Here is a 26,747-nt window from a genome sequence, read left to right on the forward strand (position 1 = left end):
CCGATGACAGCCGTATTTCCGCTCGAGTGGCGCTATAGGTGAGAGTTGTGCCAGCCGCGCGTCAGACGGCGAGTGGTCCGTCGGTCGTGGTGATCGGCGGGTTGTACTCGTCTGGTTCGGACTCGTACAGCGACGCGAGCACGAACGAGTCGCTGCGGGAGTAATCCCAGTCTGCGCGCCACGACTCCGGCGGATCGGTCAGGAGTTCGCCGGGAGTGAGCCATTCGTAGAGGTCGACGTACGACTTGGACTCGTTGGGTCCGACGGTCCGCATCAGCATCGATGCGTTGAGGTCGGCGAAGCTGTTGAGTCCCATCGACGCGATCAGTTGCTTGGCGTTGTCGACGACGTTGCGTTGCAGGTTGTAGACCCGCTCGGTCTTGTCGGGAACGTCGAGTGCGCGCGCCCGCTTCGGGTCTTGGGTGGCGACGCCGACGGGGCACTTGTTGGTGTGGCAGGCCTGCGCTTGGATGCAGCCGACCGCCATCATCATGGCGCGGGCGGCAAGCGTGAAGTCGGCGCCTTGGATGATGCGTTTGACGATGTCGACGCCGTTGGTGATCTTGCCGGACGCTCCGACGCGGATCTGGCCGCGCAGTCCGGTGCCGACGAGCGCGTTGTGGACGGTCATCAGCCCTTGTGTCAGCGGCATGCCGACGTTGTCCTCGAACTCGACGGGCGCGGCTCCCGTGCCGCCCTCGGAGCCGTCGACGATGATGAAGTCTGGTGCGATGCCGGTGCTGATGATCGCCTTGCAGATGCCGAGGAGCTCGCTGCGCGAGCCGACGCACAGTTTGAAGCCGACGGGTTTGCCGCCGGACAGGTCGCGTAGCTGTCCGATGAACTCGCAGAGGCCTTCCGGCGTATGGAACCGGTTGTGCGACGGCGGTGAGACGACGGTCTTGCCGACGGGGACGCCGCGCATCTCGGCGATCTCAGCGGTGACCTTGGCCCCGGGCATCACGCCGCCGAGCCCGGGCTTCGCGCCTTGAGACAGTTTGATCGACACGCACTTGATCGACGGAGCCCGCACCTTCTGCGCGAACGTGTCCGGGTCGAAACGGCCGTCGGCAGTACGGCAGCCGAAGTAGCCGGTGCCGATCTCCCAGATGAGGTCACCGCCGGGCTGCAGGTGATACGGGCTCAGTCCGCCTTCGCCGGTGTCGTGGGCGAATCCGCCGCGGGCCGCACCGCCGTTGAGCGCGAGGATCGCGTTGGCCGAGAGTGAACCGAAGCTCATGGCGGAGACGTTGTAGATCGCCATGTCGTACGGCTGGGTGCACGACGGGCCGCCGATCCGCACGCGGGGGACGCCCGCTCGGGCGGGGCGGGCGGCGATGGAGTGTCGAACGAACTCGGCGCCGATTTTGTTGACGTCGCGTTGGGTGCCGAACGGGTCGACGTCTTTGATGTCTTTGGCCCGCTCATAGATGGTGCTGCGCGTGTTCCTGTCGAACGGTGCGCCGTCGGTGTTGCGTTCGACGAAATACTGCTGGATCTCCGGTCGGATCGATTCCAGGAAGAATCGGAAGTGGCCGAGCACCGGGTAGTTCCGCAGGATGCTGTGGTCGCGCTGCATCAGGTCGTAGGCGCCGATCGCGGCGACCACGACGAGCGGGACCGTCAGGAACAGCCACCACACGGAGACGCCGAACACGAGTATCAGAGTGAGGGCCGCGACGATCCAGAGGGAGAGGACTGCGAGCCATCGGATCATGAGAACTGAACCTTCCGTCGTCGTCGATCGCGTGGGGCGCGCGTCATCGGCCCCGCCGCGGCCAGACTACGTCGACTACTCGGACAGGTGTTGCATACAGCAACACCGGGGAGAGGCGACCAGTGGATTTGGTCGCCGTTTACGGGGTGGGGTAGGTTAACTAGCGCACCCGATCGGGGGCACAACTGAACACGGGGCTATGGCGCAGCTGGTAGCGCACCACACTGGCAGTGTGGGGGTCAGGGGTTCGAATCCCCTTAGCTCCACCCACGAATGGCCGGTCAGAGACGTTTCTGACCGGCCATTCGGCATTTCGCCGACCGCCATTTCGGGTGACTGGCATCACCCGTACCGCGCTCTGGCTAGCGTCGTGCGACGTTCACCAAGTAGCCTCGCCGTGTCCTTACCGTTTCCGAAACGTTATCTACCTCCGAACGGACAGACTTTGTCTCGACACCGCGTAACTGCTGACACCACCTTGACCCTCGCCGACCTCGGCGTCACCTCCCAGACCCGCGAAGCGGGCCGCCATCGGGTGGTCACGGCGCGCCGGACCGCGATGCCGGTGCGTATCGGCGCCGTCGCCGCCATCGCCGGCGCGATCGGCCTCGCCGGCGCCACCGCCGGTGAAGTCGCCGCCAAGCCCTCGTCGCCGATAACGCTCCCGGACGGCGTGAAGCTGCCGGAGAACCTGAAGGTTCCCAAGAACCTGCCGCAGGACCTCGACAACGCGCTCCGCGACCTGCTTCCGCGGACCGGTCAGGGCCGCGCCGTGAAGCCGGCGAGCGGAACAGTCACGTCGAATTACGGCGCACGATGGGGCGCCCACCACGACGGCATCGACATCGCGAACAAGACCGGCACCCCGGTGTACGCCGTGACCGACGGCGTGGTCCTCGAAGCAGGGCCGGCCTCGGGCTACGGACAGTGGATTCGGGTCCGCCAGGACGACGGCACCACCGCGATCTTCGGCCACGTCGAGCAGATCTTCGTGAACGCAGGCGAGAAAGTGCATGCGGGCGAGAAGATCGGCACCGTGGGCAGCCGTGGCAATTCCACCGGACCCCACCTGCACTACGAGGTCCACAACGCCGCCGGTGCCCCGATCAACCCGCACACCTGGTTGGCCAAGCGCGGCGTTCAGCCCTGATCTGACAGCGAGTCGGCGGCAACACGCCGCCGACTCGCGTCAGTGGTACCGCTGAGGCCATAGGAGCCCGGATAGACCGCCCTACCTGCTGAGCGGCACCACTGACGCGAGGGCGACGTTCAACTAACTGCAGCGTGCTCACCGCCGAGGATCGATGAGCACCTTCCCGGACGAATCCGCGGTCGCTGCAGCGAACGCCGCCGCCACGTCGTCGAGTGGGACGTGCTGCGAGACGATCTCGACGGTGGGGATGCCCTCGTCGGCCGCGATCGCGAGGGCGGCCGCGACGTCGTCCTCGGTGTAGGCCGCGCAGCCCTGCACGCGGATCTCCCAGTCCTGAATGATCGGCATCGGGAGCGATGCCTCCCGCGCGGGGACGCCGACCACGAGGACTGTCCCGGCCCGGCGGAGGAGTCCGACCGCCTGAGTGAGTGAGCCCTGCGACGCGACGCAGTCCAGGACGACGTCGGCCGGTCCGCCCAGTGCGCTGCGCACCTGGTCGTCGACGTCGGTGGCCGACGCCACGACGCCTCCGGCGGCGCCGACCCGTTCCGCGCGGTCGAGTTTTCCCTGGTCCATGTCAGTGACCACGACACGGTCGGCACCGGCGTGCAGCGCCGCAACGACCGCCAGAACGCCGATCGTTCCCGCGCCGAGAACGACGACGCGGGCTCCGGCGAGGTCGCCGGCGAGGTCGCCGGCGATCCGGACGGCGTGCACCGGTGTCGCGAGGCATTCAACGAGGACCGCCGTCGCGTCGTCCACGTGGTCTGGCACCGGAAACACATTGCGTTCCGGCGCCACGAAATACTCTGCAAGCGCGCCGGACCAGTGCCGTGAGACGTCGCAGCCGATCCACGACAGCGTCTCGCACGCGTTGCTGCGGCCAGCCCGACAGTTCGCGCACTTCCCGCAGGCGACGTTCGGCTTGAGGAGAACCCGCTGTCCGACGGTCAGCGCGGAGACTGATTCGCCGACCGCGACGACGGTGCCGACCGCCTCGTGCCCGGGCGCGTAATCGCGGTCGAGGAACGGGTGATGGCCTGCGAGCGCATGCGTGTCCGAGCCGCAGATCCCGACGAGGGAACTGCGCACCAGCACTTGCTCCGGCTCAGGGGTAGGCACCGGTCGCTGCTCGATCACCACGTCACGGGTCGGTCGGACGAGTGCGCCGCGCATGGTCCATTGATCAGGAGAGTCTTCGGTGAGATCGGTCGGCATCGTCACAGACTATCGACAGGGTGCGTGGTCGCGACGATTGTGACGCGAGTGGTGTGTCAGTCAGGGGCACTGGTGGTGACCGTCGTTGCCCCACTGACGATGTCGGTGCTGGATGACAAGATGGAAGCCGTGACCGAGTTGGGAGACGACGCGACCGAGGATCGTGCAGGCGGGTATGGCCCGTTCGCGTATCTCGCGACACCGAACGCGCAGCTGTACCGCCGCGTCATGAAAGCGCTCATGGCGGAGAAAGAACGCTTCACTGTCCACGTCCGTCCGGACGACATCGCTATGGCGCTCGCTGCCGACGGTGGCGAGCGAGTCACCGACGACGAGGTCGGCGAGGCGCTGGCGCGACTCGCGCAACCGTCGTGGGGCAACGTGCTCACCTTCGCCGACTCGAGCCGAGTCACGGCACTCGCTGATTTCTATCGCCGCCGGATGCTCTATCAGTTGTCCAGGGAAGGCGAAGCCGCCGAACGTGCGCTCGCCCAGTACGACGCCGCGCTCGGTTCGCGTGGCGCACTCCAGTCCGTCGCCTTGGAGGACATCGTCGTCCTCCTCACCGCATTGCGAGACACCGTGCGCCGTCACGCAGACGGCGTCGAAGTGGACACTGCCGTCACCCATCAGAACCAGTTGAGCCTGCGGGCGCGGTTCGTTGAACTCGCCGAGAACGCCGTCGCGTTCATGGGTTCCGTCCAGCGTGCCATCGACCTGCACGACGCCGACGTCGACGCGTTCCTCGCCTACAAGGAACAGCTCATCGAGTACCTTGAGCGGTTCATCGGAGACCTGTTGACTCGTGGGGCCGCCATCACGGCACTCCTTACCGAGATTCCCTTAGATGGAGTGGTGTTCCTCGTCGACACGGCTGCCCGGCGGGAATCGCTCGACGCAGCACCGGGCGAAGCGGATGCGGCGTTCAAACAGGCACGCGACCGGTGGGTGCGTCAGTGGTCTGGGCTCACGGACTGGTTCATCAGCACCAGGGAGCGGGAGAGCGAAGCGCGGCTCCTACGGTCCCGAGCCCGGGCCGCGATTCCGGCACTGCTCGCCGTCGTTCGCACCCTGAACGAGCACGCGAGCGGTCGAACCGATCGCACCAATGACTTCCTCACACTCGCGCGCTGGTTCGCTGCCCTGCCCAGCGACGGCGACCGCCACCGGCTGTGGCGGTCGGCATTCGGTCTGAGCCCGGTACGGCACCTCTCGGTCACCTCGGCGACGGAGAGCGCTTGGGATGACGCCGATCTCGGTAGCACCACCTCGTGGGCCGACGCGCCCGCGCTGGAAATCAGTCCGCAGTTGCGCCGTAGCGGTTCGTACGAGCGTCGCGGCCGGGCATCGCGTGTCACCGACCGGTCGGCGGCGAAGAAGATGCTTGCCGATCAGGCCCGCGCGCAAGCCGAGCAGACCGCGCAGGCCCGGCGGCGGATCCTCACCAACGGCCCGCAGCCGTTGTCGGCGTTCGGTGAACTCGACACCGACGCGTTCGGCCTGTTCCTCGGGCTACTCGGCGACGGGCTCGCTGCGATGGGCCCACGCGCCGACACTGCTCAGATCGCCACATCCGACGGTGAGCTGACCGTGACGCTGCACCGTATCGAGGGCACGCGAGAGATGACCATCTCGACACCTGACGGCGACCTGACCGGACCCGATCACCTTGTCGACATCGCCCCCGCGGCCGGAGTCCGGATATGACACGCTTCGCGACGGGTGCGGCCATCACCGACGCATTGGCGGCACGGGACGCTCACGACCGGGTCCGCGTCGTCCGGGCTCTGCTCATGCGACCGGTCCTCAGCGTGGACGGCGACACCGACCTCTTTCGCGCCGCCCGCCGACACTCCGACGAACTGCGCGCGTGGTTCGACCGCGAGACCGGGTGGCGACTCGTAGTCGGGTCCCAGACAGTGCGTCTGATGACTTCGTACGTACCGAGCGGACCGACTGCGGAGACGGTCGCAGCACGTCATGCGGCGAGAGGAAGGCGGAGCGATCCGCCCTTCACACGTCGTCGTTACGTACTGCTCTGCCTGCTTCTAGCGGTTCTCGAACGTGCCGACCCACAAGTGGCGCTCGGCCAACTCGCCGACGAGGTAGTGCTCGCTGCCCGACAGCCCGGACTCGAGGCCGTTGAGTTCACGCTCGGTCGGCGCGACGAACGATCGGACATGGTGGCAGCGATCCGACTCCTTCTCGGATACGGCGTTCTCATGCGAGTCGCAGGCGATGAGGACTCGTATGTGTCAGCCGACGGCGACGCGCTCTACGACATAGACCGGCGCGTCTTGTCGACGATCCTGTCCACCGTGCACGCACCGGGGATCGTCGCCGGGAGTCTCGGTGATACTCCTGAGATAGGCGACATCGAAGAGGCGCTGCACCGGCCGCCGCCCATCTACACAGACGGCGAGACTAACCGGCAGTTACGCCATCGAGTGTCCCGGCGACTGCTGTGCGATCCGGTCGTCTACTACGACGAGTTGCCGGAGGCCGAACGGAACTACCTGGTCAGTCAACGGGTGCCGTTGACACGGAGACTCGCGGAGGGTGCCGGACTCGTTCCGGAACTGCGGGCCGAAGGCATCGCACTGGCCGATCCCGACGACGCCCTCACCGACGTGCGCATGCCCGATCAGGGCACGGACGGGCACGCGACCTTGTTGCTCGCCGAGTATCTCACCGCGACCGGCCGAGCGACTGTCGGAGATCTGCGCGGACAGGTCCGGGCGCTCGCCGCGACCTACCATGCTTACTGGCGCAAGACGGTTCGCGAGGTGGGCGCCGAGAACCCGTTGGTCGACGAAGCGCTCAATCGGCTCGTCGGACTCGGTCTGGTGCGATGTGTCGGAACAGGAACGGACGCTGTCGTGACACCGCTGCCTGCCCTCCACCGGTTCGCAGTAGCGTCGCCCGTCATTCGTGGACGGGAGGCACGATGACTGACTCGCCTGGGCTACCTACACCGACTACCCGTCGATGGACTCCGCTACGTCTGGGTCTGGTCGACCTGTTCTACTACGACGACGAACAGTTCTGGTTTCACGATGGCCGTCTGCTGCTGCGCGGAAACAACGGCACCGGCAAGTCGAAGGTACTTGCGTTGACCTTGCCGTTCTTGCTCGACGGGTCGACCCGAGCCCACCGGGTGGAGCCCGACGCCGACCCGAAGAAGACCATGGAGTGGAACCTGCTCCTCGCCGGTACCCACCCGAATTCCGAACGCACCGGATACTCGTGGGCGGAGTTCGGGCGCGTCGACGACGACGGACGACCGTGCTATACGACCATCGGCATCGGACTCAAGGCCGCCACCGGTCGGGGGATCGTGAAGAGTTGGTTCTTCGTCAGCGATCGCCGTGTCGGCGACCTGCGGCTGCTCGACGAGCAGCGGATCGTCGTCACTCAGGAACGTCTCCGCGACGAACTCGAGACGACCGGTGCCGGCCAGGTGTACACGACGCAGGAGCAGTATCGGCGGGCCGTCGACGAGGCCATGTTCGGGCTCGGCCCGGAACGATACGGTGCGCTCATCGACCTGTTGATCCAACTGCGGCAGCCGCAGTTGTCTAAACGGCCGGACGAGAAAGCTCTGTCGGCAGCTCTGACCGAAGCTCTCGGACCGCCCGACCAGGCACTGGTCGCTGATGTCGCCGAATCGTTCCGGTCCCTCGACGAGGAACGCGAAGGCGTCGCGGCGGCCACAGAGACGCTGCACGCCGCTCAAGCATTCCTCCGCCACTACCGCATGTACGCCCAGGTCGCGGTACGTCGCCACACGTCGGCGGTCCGCCAGGCGAACTCCGGGTTCGAGTGGGCGGGTCGGGACCTCAGCGCAGCGCAGGAGCAGCTCGGCGAGTCGATGGCCCGCGAAGAGACACTCGCTCTGGCGCACGAGCAGACCAGAGAACAGATGCACGTCCTGGAAGGACAGGACAAGGCCCTGCGCAGTGGTCCCCAGATGCGCGACGCTGACCGTCTCGACCAGCTATCCGGGGACGCAGCGGCTGCCGAAGGGCGCGCTGTCGACGCCGAAGCGGAGGCCGTACGGGCCGCAGACCGCGCCCGCGTCGACGCCGATGGGGAGACGGCCGAGGCAGATCGTCACGCCACAGCTGTAGACGCCCTGGGCCGGTACGAGACGCGCGCGGTCGCGGTCTCGGCGCAGGCCGGCCTCGCCGCCGATCACCCGGACATCGCCTACGACCAGGCAGCCGCCGAGCGCGCGTTGAAACGACGCAGTGAGCAGATCCGTCATGTACGTGCATTGGTCGCCGACCAGACGGAACACCTGCAGCAGGCAGAGTCGGCGCGTCGCGCGCTCGACGCGGCAGAGGGCGACGAGACGGGGCGCGCCGAGGGGCTCGTCGGCGCCCGCGACGCAGTCGACGAGGCGGTCGACGGCTATCGCAGCGCGGTCCGCGCGTACCTCAGCGGACTGGACGCGATCGTCCTACCCGACAACGTCGTCGACCGGGCGCAGGCGTGGGCGCGAACCATGTCGGGCGCTTCGCCGGTACGGGCCGCGACCGACGAGGCGGCAGCCGCAGTGTCTGCCGACATCCACCGGGAGATCGCGGACGCCGAAACCGTGGCCAGCACTGCAAGCCGCGAGCGCGACGAGATCACCGCTCGGATCGCTGAACATGAATCAGGGCGTGACGTGGAGCCCGCTCGCCCGCCCGGTCGCGACCCGGACGCTCGGCGGGACCGCCGTGGTGCGCCGTTGTGGCGTCTTGTCGGTTTCACACGGGGAATCTCGGATGCCGAGCAAGCCGCGGCCGAAGCCGCACTCGAGTCGGCCGGACTGCTCGACGCCTGGGTGTTCCCCGACGGAACCGTGCAGGCGGGCGGTGACGTGGTCCTCGGCCCGATAGGCGGTGAGGTCGTCCCGGCGCTCGCCGACATCCTGGAACCAGAAACAGAACCCGAGTCAGGTGTCGAACCATCCGTCATACGTGCCGTGCTCGGCCGGATCGGCTGGGGCGAGGAGTCAGATGCCGCCCTGTGGGTCGACGGCGACGGGCGGTGGGGTGCCGGCCCGGCACGCGGTCAGTGGCGTAAATCGCGCGTCGAGTTCGTCGGCGCGATGGCCCGCGAGCAACGACGGCGCTCGGTGATCGCCGAACTGCAGGAACAGGTCGTCGATCTCGACGCGATCCTCAACGCCGCTGGCGAGCGGATTGCCGCAGCCACCCGTCGTATGGATCAGGTGGACGCTGAACGCGATGCCTACCCGGCGGTCCGCGAGCACGAACTGTCGGCCGTCCACGAACGGGTCGCCGCTGCAGAACGCGAGCTCGCCGGGGCGCGCGCGACAGCCGCTTACGCGCGCGAGCACTGTGAACACGTCACTGCGGAGGTCGAACGAACGGGTGCTGAACTCGCAGGCCAGGCCGCAGACCTTGATCTCTCGACCCGGCCCGCGGACCTCGACGTCACGGACGCAGCGGTGACCGAGTACGCGGTGCTGCTCTCGCAGGTGCGGTCGGCTGCGGAGGCTGTCTCCGACGCCGCGGTCCGCCGTGAGGATGCGGCCCGCCGCGCCGCGGAATCGGCGGACCTGGCGCGCGGCCGTGACGAGGAACGAGGTCGGCTTCGTGCCGACGCGGCCGGGCTGCGTTCCCGGTACGACGAACTGCACGCTACCGTCGGCGCGTCCGTCGCCGAACTCCAGGAGCGACTCGCCGCGGTCAAGGCCGCGATCGACACCCAAGCCGACGAACAGGACCGCATCGAACGCCTTCGTCGGGACGAGGCGGCCGCGACTGGGACGCTGCGGCAGCGAGTCGCCGACCTGACCGAACGGCGAGAGGAGGCGGCGAGTGCGCGTGCCCGAACGATCAGCGCGTTGCGCGAATTCACCATGACCGGCCTGCTGCGCGTCGCGGCTCCGGAGGTGACCCATCCGTCCCCCGACGCCGTCGACGAATGGACCCTGACAGCCGCGGTGTCCTTAGCTCGCACCGCCGAGCAGCAGCTGAGTTCTGTCGACGAGTCCGATGAGGCGTGGAACCGCTCCCAGCAGCGGATCTCCGGCGCGTGGACCGAACTGACGACGCAGATGAGCAAGCTCGGTCACCAGGCATCACTCGAGACGCGAGGCGACGTCATGCTCGCTCGCGTCCGTTACCTGCACGACGAGGTCGACGTCGACGTTCTCACCAAGCAGTTGACGGCCGACGTCGAGAGCCGCGAGCGCATCCTCAGTGCGCGTGAGCGCGCGATCCTGGAGAACAGCCTCGTCAATGAGGCGGCCGCGCATCTGCATGATCTGCTGAGCACCGCAGACGAGCAGATCGAGGGGATGAACCGAGAGCTTGCCGCGCGGCGCACGTCGACGGGGATGCAGTTACGGGTCCGGTGGCGCGAGCGGGCTGACGGGCCGGCGGGACTGGCCGCGGCCCGCGCGGTCCTGAGTAGATCGGATGCGACCTGGACGCAGGAGGATCGTGCAGCGGTCGGGGAGTTCCTCCAGTCGAGGATCGGCGAGATCCGAGAGGCCGATCCAGAAGGCGGCTGGCAGAGGCACCTGCAGCAGGCGCTGGACTACCGGCAGTGGCATGTCTTCGCGATCGACCGTTATCAGAACGGGCAGTGGAGGTCGGCGTCCGGGCCGGCGTCCGGCGGGGAACGAGCACTGGCTGTATCGATTCCACTGTTCGCGGCGGCATCCGCGCATTACAACTCGGCCGCCCCGACGGCACCGCGACTCATCTTGCTCGACGAAGCGTTCGCGGGAGTCGACGACGACTCGCGCGCGAAGTCGTTGGGTCTCCTCGCGACATTCGATCTCGACGTCGTGATGACGAGCGAACGCGAGTGGGGCTGTTATCCGCAGGTGCCAGGGCTGGCCATCGCCCAGCTGTCCCGAATGGACGGCGTCGACGCAGTCGGGGTCACCCGGTGGCGGTGGGACGGGACCACCCGCGAGCGTGACGTCGACGTGCCGCTGGTTGCGACCGCGCGCGGCACATCGACCGGTGATCCGGACACCGACCAAGACACTCTGTTCGGATGAGGACATAGTGACCGGGGACCGACGTGCGCTCGATCGACTGATCGGGGGTCCCGAGACCGCATGGTTGGTAGAGCGAGTCCGCGGGCGAATCCTCGCCGCAGGCGAGCGGCCACTGGACGGGACCGTCGTACTCGCTGATCCGACCGCGGAACAGCGAACGGCCGTTGCACGGCTCGTTGGACGGCCTCGTCGGTCGGGTAGGACGTTACGGGTCGACCTCGCAGCGGTGGAGGAGATCCTGCGGCGCGGTCCGTGGCCTGCCGGGCTCGCCGATGCGGTCGAGACAATCAGCGGGTCGGTCGTCGACCGTGCGGCGATCCGTAGCCGAGATGCCCAGGCGTGGGCAGCGGTGCGTGATCGCATGGCACCCGCGCTCGCGAAGAATCCGGAGGTCGGCGACTGGTGGGAGACGTGGTGCGCGACAGGCAACCTCAAGCGCGCTGCTCGGTCGGAGAACCGACGAACGGGATCGACGGATGCGTATGCGTCGGGTGCATTGTTGGTCGACGCGGTCGTCCGAGTGCTCGACGTGCTGCCGGCGAGCGGTGAACCGCTGGCGGTGATCGCCCGGCGTGCCGTCGGTGATGCGCACGGATTGGACGCGACGCGTCCGCTCGGTCGCTTCGCCGTCGCTGCGGTCGGCGCAGTGTTCGGAGGCGACGCCGATCGATCGGCGCGCGAAGTGTGGGCAGCGGCGGGCGTGGTGCAATCGGCCCTCGCTTCGACCGTGCTGTGCCTGGGCGTGTCCGGTGCGCCCCGACCGGCGACCGGTGTCGCAGCATCGACGGCTGCGTCGTTGACGGCGATGAAGTCGGCGCGGACCGCGACCGTGCTCACCCTGGAACAGATCCGGTCGGGAGGGATCGCGGTCGCTGCGCCCGATGACGTGGTGCACGTGTGCGAGAACCCGGCCGTCGTCGAGGTCGTCGCCGACGTGTGGAGGCTGCGCGCGACGGGGACTGATCCGCTGCTCGTATGCACGTCGGGGCAGCCGTCTGCGGCCGTCGTCGACCTCCTGACGACCCTCGCCACGAGCGGTGCGCAGGTTCGCTACCACGGTGACTTCGACTGGGCCGGACTTCACATCGCCCGCGCCGTGTATGCGAAGGTCGCATGGGAGCCGTGGCGGTTCGGTGCCGGCGACTACCGCGCCGCGGTCGAGGCCGACGATCGCCGTGTGCTGCGACTGTCCGGAGCACTCGTGGAATCGCCGTGGGATCCGGAACTGGCATCGGCGATGGCCGAGAACGGCCTGGCCGTCGAAGAAGAGGCAGTGATCGGCGATCTCGTCGCCGATGTCCTCGGCACGGCCTGATTCGGACTTGTCCGCTTCGCCGGACGGCTCGGCGGGGTAGGTTGTGCGAGTGCGATCGCCGATTCCCGATTATCTCGCTGAAGCCCTGTCGTCCGTCGAGTCCGATGAGTCCGGTGCGATGGCCGACTACATCCCCGAACTCGCAGCGGCGAATCCGGATCGTCTCGCGGTGGCGCTGTGCACCGAGGACGGTCGTCTGTACTCGCAGGGCGACGCCGACGTGGCGTTCAGCATCCAATCGATATCCAAGCCGTTCGTCTACGCACTCGCGCTCGCCGACAGCGGGTTCGACGAGGTCATGGCGAAGGTGAGTGTGGAGCCCAGCGGGGACGCGTTCAACGAGATCTCGTTCGAGGACGGCACCGGTCGGCCACTGAATCCGATGATCAACGCCGGGGCGATCACGGCACACACGTTGGCGGGTCCGCGGGATGCGACCCCGACGGAGCGGACGTCCCGGATCATCGACGGACTAAGTGCCTTCGCCGGGCGACATCTGTCGGTCGACGAAGGCGTCTACGAGTCGGAGATCTCCACGGCGTACCGAAACCGCGCGTTGGCGAACATGTTGCGCGCCAACGACATCATCGATGGCGAGCCGTTGGACGCGGTCGTCGGATACACGCGACAGTGCGCGCTTCTGGTGACAGTCGAGGATCTGGCCCTCATGGCCGCCACGCTCGCGAACCGCGGCGTCAACCCGTTGACCGGCGCGCCCGTGGTGTCTGCGTTGGTCGTCCGCCAGGTGCTCAGCGTGATGGCCACCTGCGGCATGTACGACGGCGCCGGGCACTGGATGACGAACGTCGGCATCCCGGCCAAGAGCGGTGTCGCAGGTGGGCTGATCGGGGCGCTGCCAGGTCAGGCAGGCATTGCGACGTTCTCCCCGCGACTGGATGAGCACGGTAACAGCGTGCGCGGAGTGGACCTGTTCCGTCGGTTCACCTCAGAGATGGGGATGCATCTGATGGAGGTGCCCCCGCCCGGCCCGTCGGTGGTCCGAGGCCGTGAACTCGTGGGCACCGGAGACCAGGCCGTGCAGATCCTGTCGTTGCAGGGACGCATCCGGTTCGCGGGCGCCGAACGCGTACTGCGCGACCTCGAGAACGATCCGCTGACGCAGAAGCGGGTGGCGATCAGCCTCGAGCGTGTCGCGACGGTAGGTCCCGTCGCTCGCCGCATGCTTCTCGAAGCAGTCCGCCGACTGACCCTCGACGGCCACGACGTCTACCTGATCGATCCCGACGGGGCGCTTCCCGATCCCGATCCGGGCGATGGAGGACGGGTGACGGTGGTCAGCGAGCGCCTCGGCATCACGGAATGACCGCGCTCGGCTACAGGTTCGAGTCGAGAGCAGGGAAGTTCGCGGGTAGTTCCGCAGCCCCGGCCGTCGGTCCCGACAGGTCGAGTTCGCAGTCGAAGCCCAGGCTGTAGGCGGTCATCGACAGCGAGCCCGCCGCGTACCCCTTGATCAGCGGTTGCAACGGCTGGCCGTCGGCGAGTCCGGCGATGTACAGCATCGGCAGGAAGTGGTCCGGTGTCGGCACGGCCTTCGTGAAGTCTCGGTGCGCGTCGAGCGAGAGGACGGTGGTCGGATCGTCCTGGAGCAGTTCGCCTGCGGCGTCGTCGAACCGATGCGCCCAGTCGTACCCGGTGTCCGGTTGCGAGAAGTCGACCGCGCGCAGGTTGTGCACGATGTTGCCGCTGCCGACGATCAGGACGCCCTGCTCGCGTAGCGGCGCGAGCTTGCGGCCGATCTCCATGTGGTGGTCGAAGCTCTTGAAAGCGTTGAGCGACAACTGGATCACCGGGATCGACGCGTCCGGGAAGGCGTGCGTCAGGACCGACCAGGTGCCGTGGTCGATTCCCCAGCTGTCCGCGTCCAAGCCCACCCACGTCGGCTTGACCACGTCGGCGACCAGTTCGGCGATCTCCGGCGCGCCCGGCGCCGGATACTCGACGTCGAACAGTTCCTGGGGGAAGCCGTAGAAGTCGTGGATCGTGCGGGGGAGCGGCATCGCCGTGACCGCGGTCGCGTTGGTGTACCAGTGCGCCGAGATCACCACGATCGCACGCGGTGTGGGGACCGCCGCGCCGAAGGCCTTCCATGACTCGGTGTACCGGTTGCGCTCGATCGCGTTCATCGGATTTCCGTGCCCGATGAACGCGGCAGGCATGATCGTCGAATTCATCAGAAGGCCCTCCTAGGCGGCGAAGATCCGCCTTCGACGGTACGCGATCGGCGGCGCGTGCATCGGCTCCACAGTCAGGTCTGTTGTCGGGTCTCGACTCCGCTCGACCAGCGGGGCTGTCTCGCTGACTCCGCTCGACCAGCAGGGCTCGACGTCAGTCGGCGGCGGAGAGGATCAACCCGGATATGGCGTGCCGCAACTCTTCCGGAGTGGGCGTCGGCAGGCCGTCGTGGCCGTGGATGAACCCGATCCCGGCATAGACGAGCAGACCCGCCAGCAGGCGGGCCTTGTCTGCGCTCATCGTCAACTCCTGCAGCGTGTCGTCGACGACCTTGAAGATCTCGCCGTCGATGTTGCGCACCGTCTCGGCGACCTTTTCGTTGCTGCGCGCCCAGTCCCGGATGGCCTTCTCCACGGTCAGATGACTGTCGCTGATCAGCATCGTCGACAAGGCGATCAGCCGCGCATCGGCGGGCATCTCGGTGAGACCGTGGAGTTCTGCCACTCGCAGCCGATTGACCTCCTGCCAGCGCACCGCCATCGCCTCCCACAACGCGTCGAGGTCGGTGAAGTGCCAGTAGAAACTGCCTTTGGTCACCGCGAGTTCCTCGCACAAGCGCGAGATCTTGACGCCCCGCACCCCCTCGGCGGCGAGCAGTCCCAGAGCGGCGTCGACCCAGTCGACGGCAGATAGACGACTGCTGCGACGAGACGGGGTCATCGGGCGACCGCGTCGCGGACGGCGGCGACCACGGTCGGTTCGGACAGCAGTGCGAAATGGTGCGCGACGCCGCGGGTGCGCGCCGGGTCGAGGATCCGGTTATCCATGCCGTCGAGCGCAGCCGACAGCGGATCACTGACCAACCCGTCGAACGGCGAGATGACATTCGTGTAGCGGACCCCGGCGGACGGAAGCCCGTCTCGCCGCATGGCGACCAGCAAGTCCGAACCCCGAACGAGTTCTCGGCAGCCCGCGCACCACGGATCGATGAGCGGAGCCTCCACCGCGAGCACCGCGTCGTAGGTTCCGAGGCGTCTGCTGAGGTCTTCGGTGTCGCCGAGGAACCCGACGTTGGTTCCCCGCCAGATCGGTCCGACCGCGACGATCTTTCGAATGGCTCCGGCATCCCTTTCGCTGGCGGTCGGCTTCGCCTGCACCACCCGCTGGGCCACCAGGGCTCCGGCGCCCTGCGTCAGGACGGTCCACCCGCGCGACTCGGGGCGCCGTCGATCCCGCATCAAGGCGGCGATCTGCTCGGCGCTCGCATCGACGGACGTGAAGCCCGCGACCCGCGCGCCGCCGCTCGCGAGGACGGCATCGGTGAGTGGAGTGCGTCCGTAGTCGGCGATCACTGAGCACCGCGCCGGGGTGCCGACGGCGTGCGCGAAGGCGCTCATCTCGGCGGCAGTCCCTGCCATGTCGTGCAGATAGAGGTACTGCTGCGCGCACCGCACGGGTTCCGCCCGCGCCGACGAGGGCGCGGACACGAGAACGGCCGCCGCTCCGAAAAGGGCTGCGAACAGGAGATATGCGACGGAAATCGATCGGCGACGACTCATAATTAACAAACCATACCGTATGGTACTGTGCCCTAGGTCTCAATGGCGGCAGTGAAGGGGCAAATGTGGGCACGGACATGAATCGTCGTCGATTCCTGATGGGCGCGGCGGCAGCTGCCGCGGCCGGTGTGGTCGGCGGCCGCGTGCAAGCCGGTGCGTCGAACGCGGATCCGTTGCCGGGCGTGAAGGTCCCGGACGTGAAGTGGCCGACGCTCTTCCACTCACCGCCGATGCCGAAGTACGTCGACGACCTCACCGTGCCGAGCACCATCACATCGTCGCCGTCGGAGCCGATCGAGATCGTGGCCCGCACCGCCGGGAACCGCTTCCATCGGGACCAGCCGAGAGTGCCGACGATGGCGTACAACGACGAGCCGTATCTGGGGCCGACCATCGAGGCGCACGTCGGCGAGCAGACCACCGTCCACTACCACAGCGAGCTCGGCAAGCACATCTTCGCCGCCGACTTGGACATGTCGCTGCACGGCGTCACCCCGCGCTACCGCGACACCCCGGTCACTTCCATGCACCTGCACGGCGGGGCGACACCGCCCGAGTTCGACGGCAATCCCGAACGGCTGATGCTGCCGCACCACGGGACCTCGACGTTCAAGTTCCCGAACCGGCAGGAGGCCGGTCACCTCTGGTACCACGACCACGCAATGGCGATCACGCGCGCCAACGTCTACGCGGGCCTCGCCGGAATGTACTTCCTGCGTGACGACTTCGACACCGGAGTCCCGGGCAATCCGCTCGGCCTGCCCGCAGGCGAGCATGAGATCCCGTTGATCCTGCAGGAGAAGATCTTCCGCGACGACGGTCACCAATCGCTGCGTTCGACGCCGGTGGTGCCCGAAGGCCTATGGGAGGGCGGGGCGGTCGGCGACCGAGGCGTGGTCAACGGCAAGGTCTGGCCCAAGCTGAGGGTGGATCGCGGTCTGTACCGTTTCCGGCTCATCAACGCGGCGCAGTTCTCGGTGTGGAATCTGTTCTTCTCCAACCGAATGCGGTTCTGGGTGATCGGCAACGAGGGAGGTCTGCTCGACGCACCGGTGCGGACCCGCTCGATCAAGGCTGCGCCCGCGGAACGCTTCGACCTTCTCGTCGACTTCAGCTCGCTCGCGCCGGGCGAGACCGTCGACCTGTGCAACGACCTGGCCCCGCCGTTCCAGGCCGCGGTCCTCGGTGAGGTCGCGATGCCGCGCTTCTGCCGGTTCGTCGCCGGGACCGCGCGCGGTGACCGCCGCGGTGTGCCGACCAGACTGCGCGGCGGACGCGGCAAGCCTGCTCCGATGCCGCCGATCGCCAAGCCCCAGCGGGTGCGGACCGTCTCCGTCACGCAGCCCTACGAGCTGCGTGTGCCGCCCGCCATCATGTCGCTGAACAATCTGCGCTACGCCGACCCACAGATCGAGAAGCCGAAGCAGGGCGTCACCGAACGCTGGGACATCGTCAACATCACGCCGGACCCGCACCCGATCCACCTGCACCTGGTGATGTTCCGGGTCCTCGGGCGGCGACCGCTCCGCACCGTCGACTATCAGGTCGCGCATCCGCAACCTGCGATCGGTACGCGTTGGGCTCCGGATCCGAGCGGGTTCTACGCGGGGCCGATGCGGGGCCCGGCGGCCTGGGAAGCCGGGTGGAAGGACACCGTGCACGCCGTCGGCGGACACGTGACCTCGATCATCGTGCGCTTCCCGACGGCCGACGAGCTCGGCTTCGACCCGGACGCGATCTTCTCCTCCGACCCCACGCAGTCGTGGACGCGGCCGTCGGGCGGGCACGCGGTGGCGCGGCCCGGACCGTCGACGCACGGTCACCACGCAGGAACCACCCCGGCGCACGGCATGGTGACCCGAGACCTGCAGGGCTACGTCTGGCACTGCCACATCCTCGATCACGAAGATCACGACATGATGCTGCGGTACCGGGTGGTGCAGTGACGGCCCCGACCGCAGCCAAAGCCCTGATCTCCGGAGCGGGGGAGTTCTTCACGCTGTGCGCCGACACCGCCCGCGCGTCGGTGCGCAGGCCCGTGCAGGTCGCCGAGTTCGGCTCGCAGTGCCTGGCCATCATCCGGGTGTCGCTGCTGCCGACCGTCGTGATGGCGGTGCCGTTCACTGTGCTGGTCGTCTTCACCCTCAACTCGCTCCTCGGCGAGATCGGCGCCCGCGACCTGTCCGGGGCGGGAGCCGGATTCGGCGCGATCACCCAGATCGGCCCGCTGGTCACCGTGCTGGTGGTGGCCGGAACGGGAGCCACCGCGATCGCAGCGGATCTGGGCTCGCGCACCATCCGCGAGGAGATCGACGCGATGGACGTCCTCGGCATCGATCCGATCAACCGTCTCGTGGTGCCGCGGGTGGCCGCGTCCACTCTGGTGGCATTCCTCCTCAACGCCGGGGTGTGCGCCATCGGCATCCTGGGCGGCTTCTTCTTCTCGGTGTTCGCCCAGGACGTGTCGCCCGGGTCGTACGCGTCGAGTCTCACCCTGCTCGTGGGCTCCGGCGAAGTGGTTCTCTCGCAGGTCAAGGCCGCCCTCTTCGGATGCGTGGCCGGGCTCATCGCCTGCTATCGAGGGCTGTCGGTGACGGGCGGCCCCAAAGCAGTCGGCAACGCGGTCAACGAGACCGTCGTCTACGCGTTCTCGGCCCTCTTCGTGTTGAACCTCGTGCTGACCGCGGTCGGCGTGGCAGTGGGGATCGGCGGATGACGATCATGCAAGCCGCCCCCGTCCGTCAGGTACGACGAGCAGTGCGCTCGGTCGACGAGTTCTTCATCGGCGTGGGCCGCCTGTTCCGGTTCCTCGCCGCAGCCTCGCTATCCGCCGTCCGGGCGGCCCGCCATTACGGTTCCGAGATGCTGCGACTGGTCGCCGACATGAGCCTGGGCAGCGGTGCGCTCGCGCTGATCGGCGGCACCGTGATGATCACCGGATTCCTCACTCTGTTCGCCGGGGCGACGGTGGCCGTGCAGGGGTACAGCACGCTCGGCAACATCGGCGTCGACGCGATGACCGGCTTCCTCTCCGCGTACGTCAACATCCGGGTGGTGGTGCCGGTGACCGCCGGGATCGGGCTGGCTGCAACCATCGGCGCGAGCACGACCGCCGAACTCGGCGCCATGCGCATCAGCGAGGAGATCGACGCCCTGGAAGTGATGGCGATCCGCGCGATGCCGTATCTGGTCGGCACCCGACTGCTGGCGGGCATGATCACGATCGCGCCGATCTACGCGGTCGCGCTGATCTTCTCCTTTCTGTCGAGCCGGGTCGTCACCGTCAACGTGCTCGGCCAGTCGCCCGGCGTCTACGAGCACTACTTCTCGACGTTCCTCATCCCGTCCGACGTGCTCTGGTCGTTCCTGCAAGCCATCGTCATGGCGTTCCTGGTGATGCTGATCTGCACGTACTACGGCTATTACGCGGGCGGCGGCCCGGAAGGCGTCGGGGTGGCGACCGGCCGCGCGGTCCGCCTGTCGCTCATCGCCGTCGTGACCGTGACCCTGGTGATCGCGCTGGTGCTCTACGGCAGCGCTCGTGAACTGCGGCTGGCCGGGTGACGCGATGACCGACAACACGATTCACCGGGTGTGGGCGCTGGTGGCCGTCATCGTCCTGGCAGTCGGCGGCTGGGCCGTCGTCGGAGCCTACCGGGGCGACTTCCAGGACGTCGTGACCGTGCGCGTGGCTGCCGAGCGCGCCGGACTCGCTCTGGAGCCGGGCGCCATGGTGAAACGACACGGGGTGCGGATCGGCGAAGTCGAATCGGTCGAGTCGACCTCGGGCGGCGCGGAGATCGTCGTGGGGATCGAACCGGCTGCGGCCGCGGACATCCCGTCCAACACCCAGGTGCAGATCCGCTCGTCCACGTTCTTCGGCGGCAAGACCGTCGACGTCGTCGACCCGCCCGAGCCCGCGGCAGGCAGCGTGGCCGACGGCGCCCGGATCGGAGCCGACTCGGTGTCGGTGGAGATCAACACCGTCTTCGAGTCGCTCACCCGACTCCTCGGCGCCGTGGAACCGGACAAGCTCAACGAGGTGCTCGGGACGCTCGCGCACGCCCTGCACGGGCAGGGCGCGGAACTCGGCGTCGGTCTCGACGACCTCGACACGGTGCTCGGCACCCTCACCGCGCGCATCCCCGAACTGCAGGACATCGCCGAGTCGGGGGCGGCGACCGCATCGATCTACGCGGGCGCCGCCGACGACCTGCTGACCACCCTGCGGAACCTGACGACGACGGCGAAGACCGTCACCGACAAGACTCCGCAACTCGACGATCTGCTGGCCGGTGTGCTCGGCCTGGCCAATCGTGGCGACGCCGTCCTCGAACCGAACTCCGACAACCTGGTCAAGGCGATCGTGCTGCTCGAACCGACCGCCGAACTGCTCAAGGAGTACAGCCCGATGCTGTCCTGCTTCATCAAAGGCGTCGACGTCGCCCGCACCGAGGCCGAGAAGGTCTCCGGCGGCAACGGCGCCACCATGCTCCTCAACTCGACGATCCTGATGGGGACCGAGGCCTACACGTATCCGAAGAGTCTGCCCAAGGTCGCGGCCACCGGCGGCCCGCGCTGCGGCGAACTGCCGCGCGTGCAGCTGAGCCAGGTTCCGACCCCGTACGTGGTGGCCGACACCGGAGCCAACCCGTTCGCCGACTCGACCGGCAGCCCGGCACTGGTCCCGCAGTCGATCCTGCAGTTCATGCTCGGCGGGAGCGGCCGATGATGACCACCGCCCGCTGGCTCACGCTCGGCGCGTTCGTCACCGTGATGACGTTGATCCTGGCCGCCGTCCTCATGGTCTTCGGCAACGTGCGTTTCGACGACCACGAGTTCCACGCGCGCTTCACCGACGTCTCCGGGCTCGAGGAGAACCAGTTCGTGCGCGTCGCGGGCGTCGAGGTCGGCAAAGTGACCGGCATCGAGATCAACGACGAGGACACCGTCACCGTCGACTTCACCATCGACGGCTCGTACACGCCGACCACAGCCACCGACGCCACGGTCCGCTACCTGAACCTGACCGGCGATCGCTACCTGGAGTTACGTGACGGCGACGGCGCCCCCGAACCACTGCCGGCCGGGGGCGCCATCGCGCTCGACCGGACGCAGCCCGCACTGGACCTCGACTCGCTGCTCGGCAGTTTCAAACCGTTGCTGCGCGCCATCGAACCCGACCAGGTCAACCAGTTCAGCGCTGAACTGCTCAACGTCCTCCAAGGCCAGGGCTCGACGGTCGAGTCGTTGCTGAGCCGCACCGCGACCCTCACCCAGACGCTCGCCGACCGCGACGAAGTGATCGGCGACCTGATCACCAACCTGAACACCGTGCTCGGCACCGTCGCCGACCGCGACGACGAACTCGACTCGGCGATCGGATCGGCCTCGCTCCTCGCCGACCGACTGGCGACCGACTCCGACGACTGGGGTCGCGCCCTGACCTCCGTGGACCGGGTGAGTGCGTCGCTCGGTGAGATGCTCACCGACACTCGCACACCGATCGCGCAGACCGTCACCCAACTCAAGCGCACCACCGATCAGCTCAACGCGGGCGCCGACACCATCGACAGCGTGCTGTCCCGCCTGCCGGACACCTACCAGGCGCTCACTCGCCTCGGCGCCTACGGGAACTTCTTCAACTACTACCTGTGCACGCTGCGGATCAAGCTCAACGGACTCGACGGCGAGAACTTGATCCTCCCGGTCTTCGGGCAGGACACCGGGAGGTGTGAACCGAAATGATGCGCTATCAACGGCGGAACACCTTCCGTACCGGCGTGATCGGCGTGACGGTGGTCGTGCTCGTCGCGGCGACGGCGACCAGCGTGCAGTCGCTCCCGTTCTTCGGCGACGGCCGCAGCTTCACCGCGGAGGTCGCCGACGCCGCCGGACTGCGGGTCGGCGACGACGTCATGCAGTACGGCGTCACCGTCGGACGAGTGTCGTCCATGGAACTCGACGGCGACCACGTCGACGTGATGTTCGACGTCGACGACCAGGCCAGGCTCGGCTCGCGGACCTCGATGTCGATCTCCACCGCAACCGTTCTCGGCACCCGGGTCGTCACGCTGACGTCGGACGGGACGGGGGAGTTGCCCGCCGGGTCGGTGATCCCTCGAGATCGCACGAGCGTCCCGTACGACCTGACCTCGGCACTCGGCGATCTGACCCACGCCGCCCAGGACATCGACACCGGGCAGCTCGCCGACTCGCTGCGCGCGGTCAACGACGTGCTCGACCAGACCCCGGCCGAACTGGAGCCTGCCGTGGCCGGTCTCGGCGCCCTCTCGCGGACCGTCGCCGAACGCGACGAGCAGCTCCGCGCACTGCTGACGAAGGCCGACCAGGTCAGCGGGGTGCTCGCCGACCGAAGCGAGGCCGTCGCCGACCTGATCGGCGACGTCGACGTCATCCTCGGCGAACTCGTGGAGCGACGACGCACCGTCGAGACACTGTTCGCGAACGTCACCACGCTGTCGCAGTCGCTGCAGAACGTGATCGCCGACAACAAGGCCGCCCTCGGCCCGGCGCTCGACAGCGCCAACCAGGCGCTCACCGTGTTGGGGCGCAACCGGCAGAACATCGGAAAGGCGATCGACTCGCTCGCTCCGTACATCACCGAACTCGGCGAAGCCGTCTCGTCCGGTCCGTTCTTCTCGTCGTACATCACCAATCTGCTGCCTGCGCAGATGATCGAACCCGCACTGCGGACGGCGATGAACGACGCCGGCATCCCCTATCCGATCAAGGGGGACAAGTGAATACCGTGAAGAATCCGAGCGCCAAGAAGTGGGGGTGGGCGTTCCTCGCCCTACTGGTGATCGCCGCAGCCGTGTTCTCCTACTTCCTCGTGCCGCGGGTGACGACCGATCGCCTGACGGTGATCTTCCCGTCCGCGGCAGGCCTCTACCCGGGCGACGACGTCCGGGTCCTCGGCATCCCCGTCGGGTCCGTCGAATCGATCACGCCGCGCGCCGAGGACGTCGTGGTCCACTTGCGGGTGGATCGCTCCCAGTCGATCCCGGCGAGTGCACAGGCCGTCGTCCTCAACCAGAGCCTGGTCTCGGGACGCTTCGTTCAACTCACCCCGCCGTACACGGACGGACCGCGGCTCGGCGACGGCGCGACGATCCCGATCGAGCGGACCGCAGTGCCCGTCGAGTGGAACGAGATCGAACAGCAACTGCTCGAGGTGTCCGAGCAGCTCAAACCGTCGGTGGACGAGGTCAGCGGACCACTCGGCGACACCGTGAGCGCGGCAGCGAAGAACCTGTCCGGGCAAGGGGAGACCCTGCACGACACGTTGTCGTCCCTGTCGGCGGCGCTGCGCACCGTCTCCGACGGCCGCACCGACCTGTTCAGCACGGTGAAGAATCTCCAGATCTTCGTCAGTGCTCTCGCTGACAGCGACGCGCAGATCGTGTCCTTCAACAAACGGATGGTGTCGGTGACGAGCATTCTCGACGCGAACCGGGACGACATCGCCGGAGCGATGGACAGCCTGGACTCCTCTCTGGGGCAAGTCCAGACGTTCATCGCCGACAACCGCGGCGGGATGACCGACGCGCTCACCCGGCTCGGCGACGTCACCGAGACCCTCGCCGCTCACCGGGACAACATCGCGCAGGTGCTGCACACCGCCCCGACCGCGCTGGCGAACCTGAACAACATCTATCAACCGGCGCAGAACTCGGTGGTCTCGGCGCTCGCGATGAGCAACTTCGCGAACCCGGTGCAGTTCATCTGCTCGTCGATCGCCGCAGCCGAGGCGACTACCGCCGAGCGCGGCGCGAAACTGTGTGTGAAGTACCTCGGCCCGCTGCTTCGGCTGCTCACCATGGACTATCCGCCCCTGTCGAGCAATCCGACCCGTGGCGTCGGCGCGAAGCCGGACCAACTCGTCTACTCCGGCGTCACGCCGCCAGCCGGGCAGAAGAGCTCCGGAAGTCGACCGACCTCGGTCAAGGAGATGCTCGTGCCGGGAGGCCGACGATGACCGGGCGGCTCGGACGGGCGACCTCGGTGGTGCTCTTGATCGTGGCGACCCTCGTCGCATTGTCGGGGTGCAGTTGGCGCGGACTCAACTCGCTGCCGTTGCCCGGAACCCACGGCCGCGGCGACGGCGCATGGACGGTCCAGATCGAGATGCCCGACGTCACGACCATCGACCGGAACTCCGAGGTCCTCGTCGACGACATCGCGGTCGGCCGAGTCAGCGACCTCGCACTTCGCGACGGTCACGCCGTGGTCACCGTCAGTCTCGACGACGGCGTCGCGTTGCCCGCCAACACCGTCGCGAAGATCGGTCAGACCACACTGCTCGGGTCGGCGCACGTCGAACTCGGAGCCCCCGACAACGGCGCGGTCGGTCGATTGCGGGACGGCGACACGATTCCGATCGACGACGCCGGAGCCTATCCGACCACTGAGCAGACCCTCGCCTCGGTGGCCCTGGTCCTCGGTGGCGGTGGCCTCGATCAGGTGCGCACGATCACCACCGAACTCAACGCCGCGCTCGGCGGCCGCACCGATGCCGCCCGGCGGGTCCTGAGCGGACTGAACCGGTTGCTCGGCGGTCTCAACGAGCAGATCGACTCGATCACCGACGCCATCGACTCCCTCGACGACCTGTCGTCGCGCCTCGCCGCGCAGCACGAGCGGATCGGTGAGGCGATCGATGCGCTCGCCCCGGCGCTCGACGCCGTCGCCGACCGGCGCGGCCAGCTGTCGCAGACGCTGATCAGGCTCGGCGACTTCTCCGACACGGCGCACGGCATCGTCCGAGCATCGGGCGACGAGATGCGCACCGACTTGAAGGCACTGCCCCCGATCCTGAAGGGGCTCGCCGACTCCGGGAAGTCGCTCACCGAGTCGTCGCGCTACCTGCTGACCTATCCGTTCCCGATCGACGTGGCGCAGAACGTCGTCCGCGGCGACTACGCGAACGGTCAGGTGACCCTGGATCTGCGGTTGGCGACCCTCGACAAGGCTCTGCTGATCGGCACTCCTCTCGAAGGAATGCTCTCGGGTCTGGAAGGGGTGCTCGGGAAGGCTGCCCCGGCGACGGCGAGCAGACGCGGCGACGCGCCGCCACTCAAGGATCTGCTGAATCCGGGAAGGCGACCCCGATGAACCTACGACGCTCCACCGTGATCCGGCTGATCGTCTTCGCGGCCATCGCCGTGCTCGCGCTCGGGGTCGTGGCCGTCCAGTATGCGCAGTTGCCGCAGCAGGCAGGATTGGACCGCTACACGGTCGCTGTCGAGATGGACGACGCGGGCGGTCTGTACCCGAATGCGAACGTCACCTACCGCGGCGTCACCGTCGGCCGCGTCGCCGGAGTGGCGAGCACCAGGACCGGGGCCAGCGCGGAACTGTCGATGCGCTCCGGGACGTCTGTCCCGGCCGACGTCGATGTGCACGTGAACCCGATGTCCGCAGTCGGCGAGATGTACGTCGATCTCGTGCCGAGGCGCGCAGGCGGCGGCGACCTGCACGAGGGCTCCCGGATCGACGCCGACCGGGTGACGGTGTCCGTCGACGCAGGTCGAGTGCTCGGCTCAGTGAACGAACTGCTCGCCTCGGTCCCCCAGGACGACCTCACCACCGTGATCGACGAGAGCTTCACCGCGCTGAAGGGGCAGGGGCCCGCGCTGCGCACCCTGATCGGCTCGGTGACGAAGATCCTCGGCGAGGCCCGCGCGGCCGACGACCCGACCGGCAGGCTGATCGACGAGCTCGGCCCGCTGCTGCACACCCAAGAGGTGTCCGGCGCCGCGATCACCGCCTGGGCGGGCTCGCTCGCGCGGATCACCGGGACCGTCGCCGACTCCGACGCCGATGTGCGCGGCGTGCTCGATCAGGCGGGACCCGCCGCGAAGGAGGCGACCGCCGCCTTCAACGACTTCGAGCCACTGCTGCCGATGCTGCTGTCGAATCTGGTGACGGTCGAGCAGGTCGGCGCGGTCTACAACCCGGCTCTCGAACAGATCCTGGTGCTGTTCCCGCCGTTGATCGCGGCATCTCAGGGCGCCGGGATCGTCAATGCCGACGATCCGGGGCAGAACACCTTCTTCACCATGGAACTCAACGATCCGCCGCCCTGCATCGAAGGATTCCTTCCGCCGTCCGAACGTCGATCGCCGACCGACCTGAGTCCGGCCCCGGCGCCGAAAGACCTGTACTGCAAGGTGGATCCGGACGATCCGCGGTCGGTGCGCGGCGCGCGCAACCTGCCGTGCATCGAGTATCCGGGCTATCGAGCGGCGACCGTTGCGCTGTGCCGGACGAAGGCGGGCGCCGCCGAGCCCGGGACGGCTTCGCGAGCCTCGGGCGAGCCCGCGGCGAAGCGAGGGACCACGCGTACCCGGCGTGCCGCGAAGATGACCGGGTACGACCCGACCCGCGGGGAGTATCTGGGCGCCGACGGCGTCACTTACAAGGTGGCCGGGCTGACCGGCGAAGCCCGGGGCGAACCGCCGACGCTGAGGGCGATGCTGACCGGTCGTTGAACAGCGGCGAATCTGCTGCGGGCGTCGACCTGTTGCTGTTACTGT

The 26,747-nt window shown here is 67.9% G+C and carries 20 protein-coding genes and 1 tRNA gene; 16 read left to right on the forward strand and 5 right to left on the reverse strand.

The genetic code is table 11. The features are described from left to right. Positions 1-61: 61 nt before the first annotated feature. The gene (locus L5G32_RS13240) at positions 62-1,717 is read right to left on the reverse strand and encodes an FMN-binding glutamate synthase family protein (RefSeq protein WP_237011529.1); all 1,656 of its coding nucleotides are present in this window, start codon (positions 1,715-1,717) and stop codon (positions 62-64) included. Positions 1,718-1,910: 193 nt separating this feature from the next. On the opposite strand from L5G32_RS13240, the gene L5G32_RS13245 reads away from it, so the two are divergent. Both L5G32_RS13245 and L5G32_RS13250 read left to right on the forward strand, forming a co-directional pair. Further along, positions 1,911-1,983, forward strand: a tRNA-Ala gene (locus tag L5G32_RS13245). Positions 1,984-2,195: 212 nt separating this feature from the next. Beyond that, positions 2,196-2,867 (forward strand): M23 family metallopeptidase, encoded by a 672-nt coding sequence (locus L5G32_RS13250; RefSeq protein WP_237011530.1) that lies wholly within the window; start codon positions 2,196-2,198, stop codon positions 2,865-2,867. A 138-nt stretch (positions 2,868-3,005) separates the two neighbouring features. On the opposite strand, the gene L5G32_RS13255 is transcribed toward L5G32_RS13250, so the two are convergent. Then, on the reverse strand, positions 3,006-4,088 hold the full coding sequence (locus L5G32_RS13255) for a zinc-dependent alcohol dehydrogenase (protein ID WP_237011531.1): 1,083 nt from the start codon (positions 4,086-4,088) through the stop codon (positions 3,006-3,008). A gap of 72 nt (positions 4,089-4,160) precedes the next feature. Here L5G32_RS13255 and L5G32_RS13260 point away from each other — a divergent pair, with 72 nt between their 5' ends. Genes L5G32_RS13260 through L5G32_RS13280 form a run of 5 tightly spaced genes read left to right on the forward strand, consistent with a single transcriptional unit; the run spans position 4,161 to position 13,757 of the window. Continuing rightward, on the forward strand, positions 4,161-5,795 hold the full coding sequence (locus L5G32_RS13260) for a TIGR02677 family protein (protein WP_237011532.1): 1,635 nt from the start codon (positions 4,161-4,163) through the stop codon (positions 5,793-5,795). Then, positions 5,792-7,039, forward strand: a complete 1,248-nt coding sequence (locus L5G32_RS13265) for a TIGR02678 family protein (protein WP_237011533.1) — start codon at positions 5,792-5,794, stop codon at positions 7,037-7,039. Before L5G32_RS13260 ends, L5G32_RS13265 begins: the two co-directional genes overlap by 4 nt. Beyond that, complete coding sequence (locus tag L5G32_RS13270; RefSeq protein ID WP_237011534.1) at positions 7,036-11,118, forward strand: TIGR02680 family protein; 4,083 nt, start codon at positions 7,036-7,038, stop codon at positions 11,116-11,118. The genes L5G32_RS13265 and L5G32_RS13270 overlap by 4 nt, the downstream gene beginning before the upstream one ends. Before the next feature lie 7 nt (positions 11,119-11,125). Then, positions 11,126-12,433: a TIGR02679 family protein gene (locus L5G32_RS13275; protein WP_237011535.1), complete on the forward strand. Its 1,308-nt coding sequence runs from the start codon at positions 11,126-11,128 to the stop codon at positions 12,431-12,433. Positions 12,434-12,482: 49 nt separating this feature from the next. Continuing rightward, complete coding sequence (locus L5G32_RS13280) at positions 12,483-13,757, forward strand: glutaminase (RefSeq protein WP_237011536.1); 1,275 nt, start codon at positions 12,483-12,485, stop codon at positions 13,755-13,757. A 10-nt stretch (positions 13,758-13,767) separates the two neighbouring features. Here L5G32_RS13280 and ygiD read toward each other — a convergent pair whose 3' ends face one another. The 3 genes from ygiD to L5G32_RS13295 all read right to left on the reverse strand — a co-directional run bounded on the left by ygiD (position 13,768) and on the right by L5G32_RS13295 (position 16,185). Further along, positions 13,768-14,625, reverse strand: coding sequence for a 4,5-DOPA-extradiol-dioxygenase (ygiD, locus tag L5G32_RS13285; protein WP_265738993.1), 858 nt, complete (start codon positions 14,623-14,625; stop codon positions 13,768-13,770). Between the two features lie 154 nt (positions 14,626-14,779). Beyond that, positions 14,780-15,346, reverse strand: a complete 567-nt coding sequence (locus L5G32_RS13290; RefSeq protein WP_237011537.1) for a TetR/AcrR family transcriptional regulator — start codon at positions 15,344-15,346, stop codon at positions 14,780-14,782. Next, on the reverse strand, positions 15,343-16,185 hold the full coding sequence (locus L5G32_RS13295) for a hypothetical protein (RefSeq protein WP_237011538.1): 843 nt from the start codon (positions 16,183-16,185) through the stop codon (positions 15,343-15,345). Before L5G32_RS13295 ends, L5G32_RS13290 begins: the two co-directional genes overlap by 4 nt. A gap of 77 nt (positions 16,186-16,262) precedes the next feature. On the opposite strand from L5G32_RS13295, the gene L5G32_RS13300 reads away from it, so the two are divergent. From L5G32_RS13300 to L5G32_RS13340, 9 genes are read left to right on the forward strand one after another with little or no spacing between them, the layout of a single operon-like run. After that, entirely contained in the window at positions 16,263-18,131 is a 1,869-nt protein-coding gene (locus L5G32_RS13300) for a multicopper oxidase family protein (RefSeq protein ID WP_237011539.1), read from the forward strand. Continuing rightward, positions 18,128-18,901, forward strand: coding sequence for an MlaE family ABC transporter permease (locus tag L5G32_RS13305; protein ID WP_237011540.1), 774 nt, complete (start codon positions 18,128-18,130; stop codon positions 18,899-18,901). The genes L5G32_RS13300 and L5G32_RS13305 overlap by 4 nt, the downstream gene beginning before the upstream one ends. After that, positions 18,898-19,749 carry an ABC transporter permease gene (locus L5G32_RS13310; protein WP_237011541.1) on the forward strand — a complete coding sequence of 284 codons (852 nt, stop codon included), beginning with the start codon at positions 18,898-18,900 and terminating at the stop codon, positions 19,747-19,749. Before L5G32_RS13305 ends, L5G32_RS13310 begins: the two co-directional genes overlap by 4 nt. Before the next feature lie 4 nt (positions 19,750-19,753). Continuing rightward, positions 19,754-20,917 (forward strand): MCE family protein, encoded by a 1,164-nt coding sequence (locus L5G32_RS13315; protein ID WP_237011542.1) that lies wholly within the window; start codon positions 19,754-19,756, stop codon positions 20,915-20,917. Further along, on the forward strand, positions 20,914-21,933 hold the full coding sequence (locus L5G32_RS13320) for an MCE family protein (protein WP_237011543.1): 1,020 nt from the start codon (positions 20,914-20,916) through the stop codon (positions 21,931-21,933). The genes L5G32_RS13315 and L5G32_RS13320 overlap by 4 nt, the downstream gene beginning before the upstream one ends. Then, positions 21,930-22,952 (forward strand): MCE family protein, encoded by a 1,023-nt coding sequence (locus tag L5G32_RS13325; RefSeq protein ID WP_237011544.1) that lies wholly within the window; start codon positions 21,930-21,932, stop codon positions 22,950-22,952. The genes L5G32_RS13320 and L5G32_RS13325 overlap by 4 nt, the downstream gene beginning before the upstream one ends. After that, positions 22,949-24,187, forward strand: a complete 1,239-nt coding sequence (locus L5G32_RS13330) for an MCE family protein (protein WP_237011545.1) — start codon at positions 22,949-22,951, stop codon at positions 24,185-24,187. The genes L5G32_RS13325 and L5G32_RS13330 overlap by 4 nt, the downstream gene beginning before the upstream one ends. Beyond that, positions 24,184-25,323, forward strand: coding sequence for an MCE family protein (locus L5G32_RS13335; RefSeq protein ID WP_237011546.1), 1,140 nt, complete (start codon positions 24,184-24,186; stop codon positions 25,321-25,323). The genes L5G32_RS13330 and L5G32_RS13335 overlap by 4 nt, the downstream gene beginning before the upstream one ends. Further along, a complete protein-coding gene (locus L5G32_RS13340; RefSeq protein ID WP_237011547.1) occupies positions 25,320-26,702 on the forward strand; it encodes an MCE family protein in 1,383 nt (460 codons plus the stop codon). The genes L5G32_RS13335 and L5G32_RS13340 overlap by 4 nt, the downstream gene beginning before the upstream one ends. The last annotated feature ends 45 nt before the right edge of the window (positions 26,703-26,747 follow it).

The sequence above is a fragment of the Gordonia zhenghanii genome (assembly GCF_021738965.1).
GTDB classification, from domain to species: domain Bacteria; phylum Actinomycetota; class Actinomycetes; order Mycobacteriales; family Mycobacteriaceae; genus Gordonia; species Gordonia zhenghanii.

Excerpts from the sequence above, each read along its gene's own strand:
- L5G32_RS13325 (WP_237011544.1), top strand. The coding sequence starts at position 21,930 with ATGATGCGCTATCAACGGCGGAACACCTTCCGTACCGGCGTGATCGGC.
- L5G32_RS13335 (WP_237011546.1), top strand. The coding sequence starts at position 24,184 with ATGACCGGGCGGCTCGGACGGGCGACCTCGGTGGTGCTCTTGATCGTG.
- L5G32_RS13310 (WP_237011541.1), top strand. The coding sequence starts at position 18,898 with ATGACGATCATGCAAGCCGCCCCCGTCCGTCAGGTACGACGAGCAGTG.
- L5G32_RS13320 (WP_237011543.1), top strand. The coding sequence starts at position 20,914 with ATGATGACCACCGCCCGCTGGCTCACGCTCGGCGCGTTCGTCACCGTG.
- L5G32_RS13265 (WP_237011533.1), top strand. The coding sequence starts at position 5,792 with ATGACACGCTTCGCGACGGGTGCGGCCATCACCGACGCATTGGCGGCA.
- L5G32_RS13295 (WP_237011538.1), bottom strand. The coding sequence starts at position 16,185 with ATGAGTCGTCGCCGATCGATTTCCGTCGCATATCTCCTGTTCGCAGCC.
- L5G32_RS13240 (WP_237011529.1), bottom strand. The coding sequence starts at position 1,717 with ATGATCCGATGGCTCGCAGTCCTCTCCCTCTGGATCGTCGCGGCCCTC.
- L5G32_RS13270 (WP_237011534.1), top strand. The coding sequence starts at position 7,036 with ATGACTGACTCGCCTGGGCTACCTACACCGACTACCCGTCGATGGACT.
- L5G32_RS13315 (WP_237011542.1), top strand. The coding sequence starts at position 19,754 with ATGACCGACAACACGATTCACCGGGTGTGGGCGCTGGTGGCCGTCATC.
- L5G32_RS13340 (WP_237011547.1), top strand. The coding sequence starts at position 25,320 with ATGAACCTACGACGCTCCACCGTGATCCGGCTGATCGTCTTCGCGGCC.
- L5G32_RS13290 (WP_237011537.1), bottom strand. The coding sequence starts at position 15,346 with ATGACCCCGTCTCGTCGCAGCAGTCGTCTATCTGCCGTCGACTGGGTC.
- L5G32_RS13255 (WP_237011531.1), bottom strand. The coding sequence starts at position 4,088 with ATGCCGACCGATCTCACCGAAGACTCTCCTGATCAATGGACCATGCGC.
- L5G32_RS13300 (WP_237011539.1), top strand. The coding sequence starts at position 16,263 with ATGAATCGTCGTCGATTCCTGATGGGCGCGGCGGCAGCTGCCGCGGCC.
- ygiD (WP_265738993.1), bottom strand. The coding sequence starts at position 14,625 with ATGAATTCGACGATCATGCCTGCCGCGTTCATCGGGCACGGAAATCCG.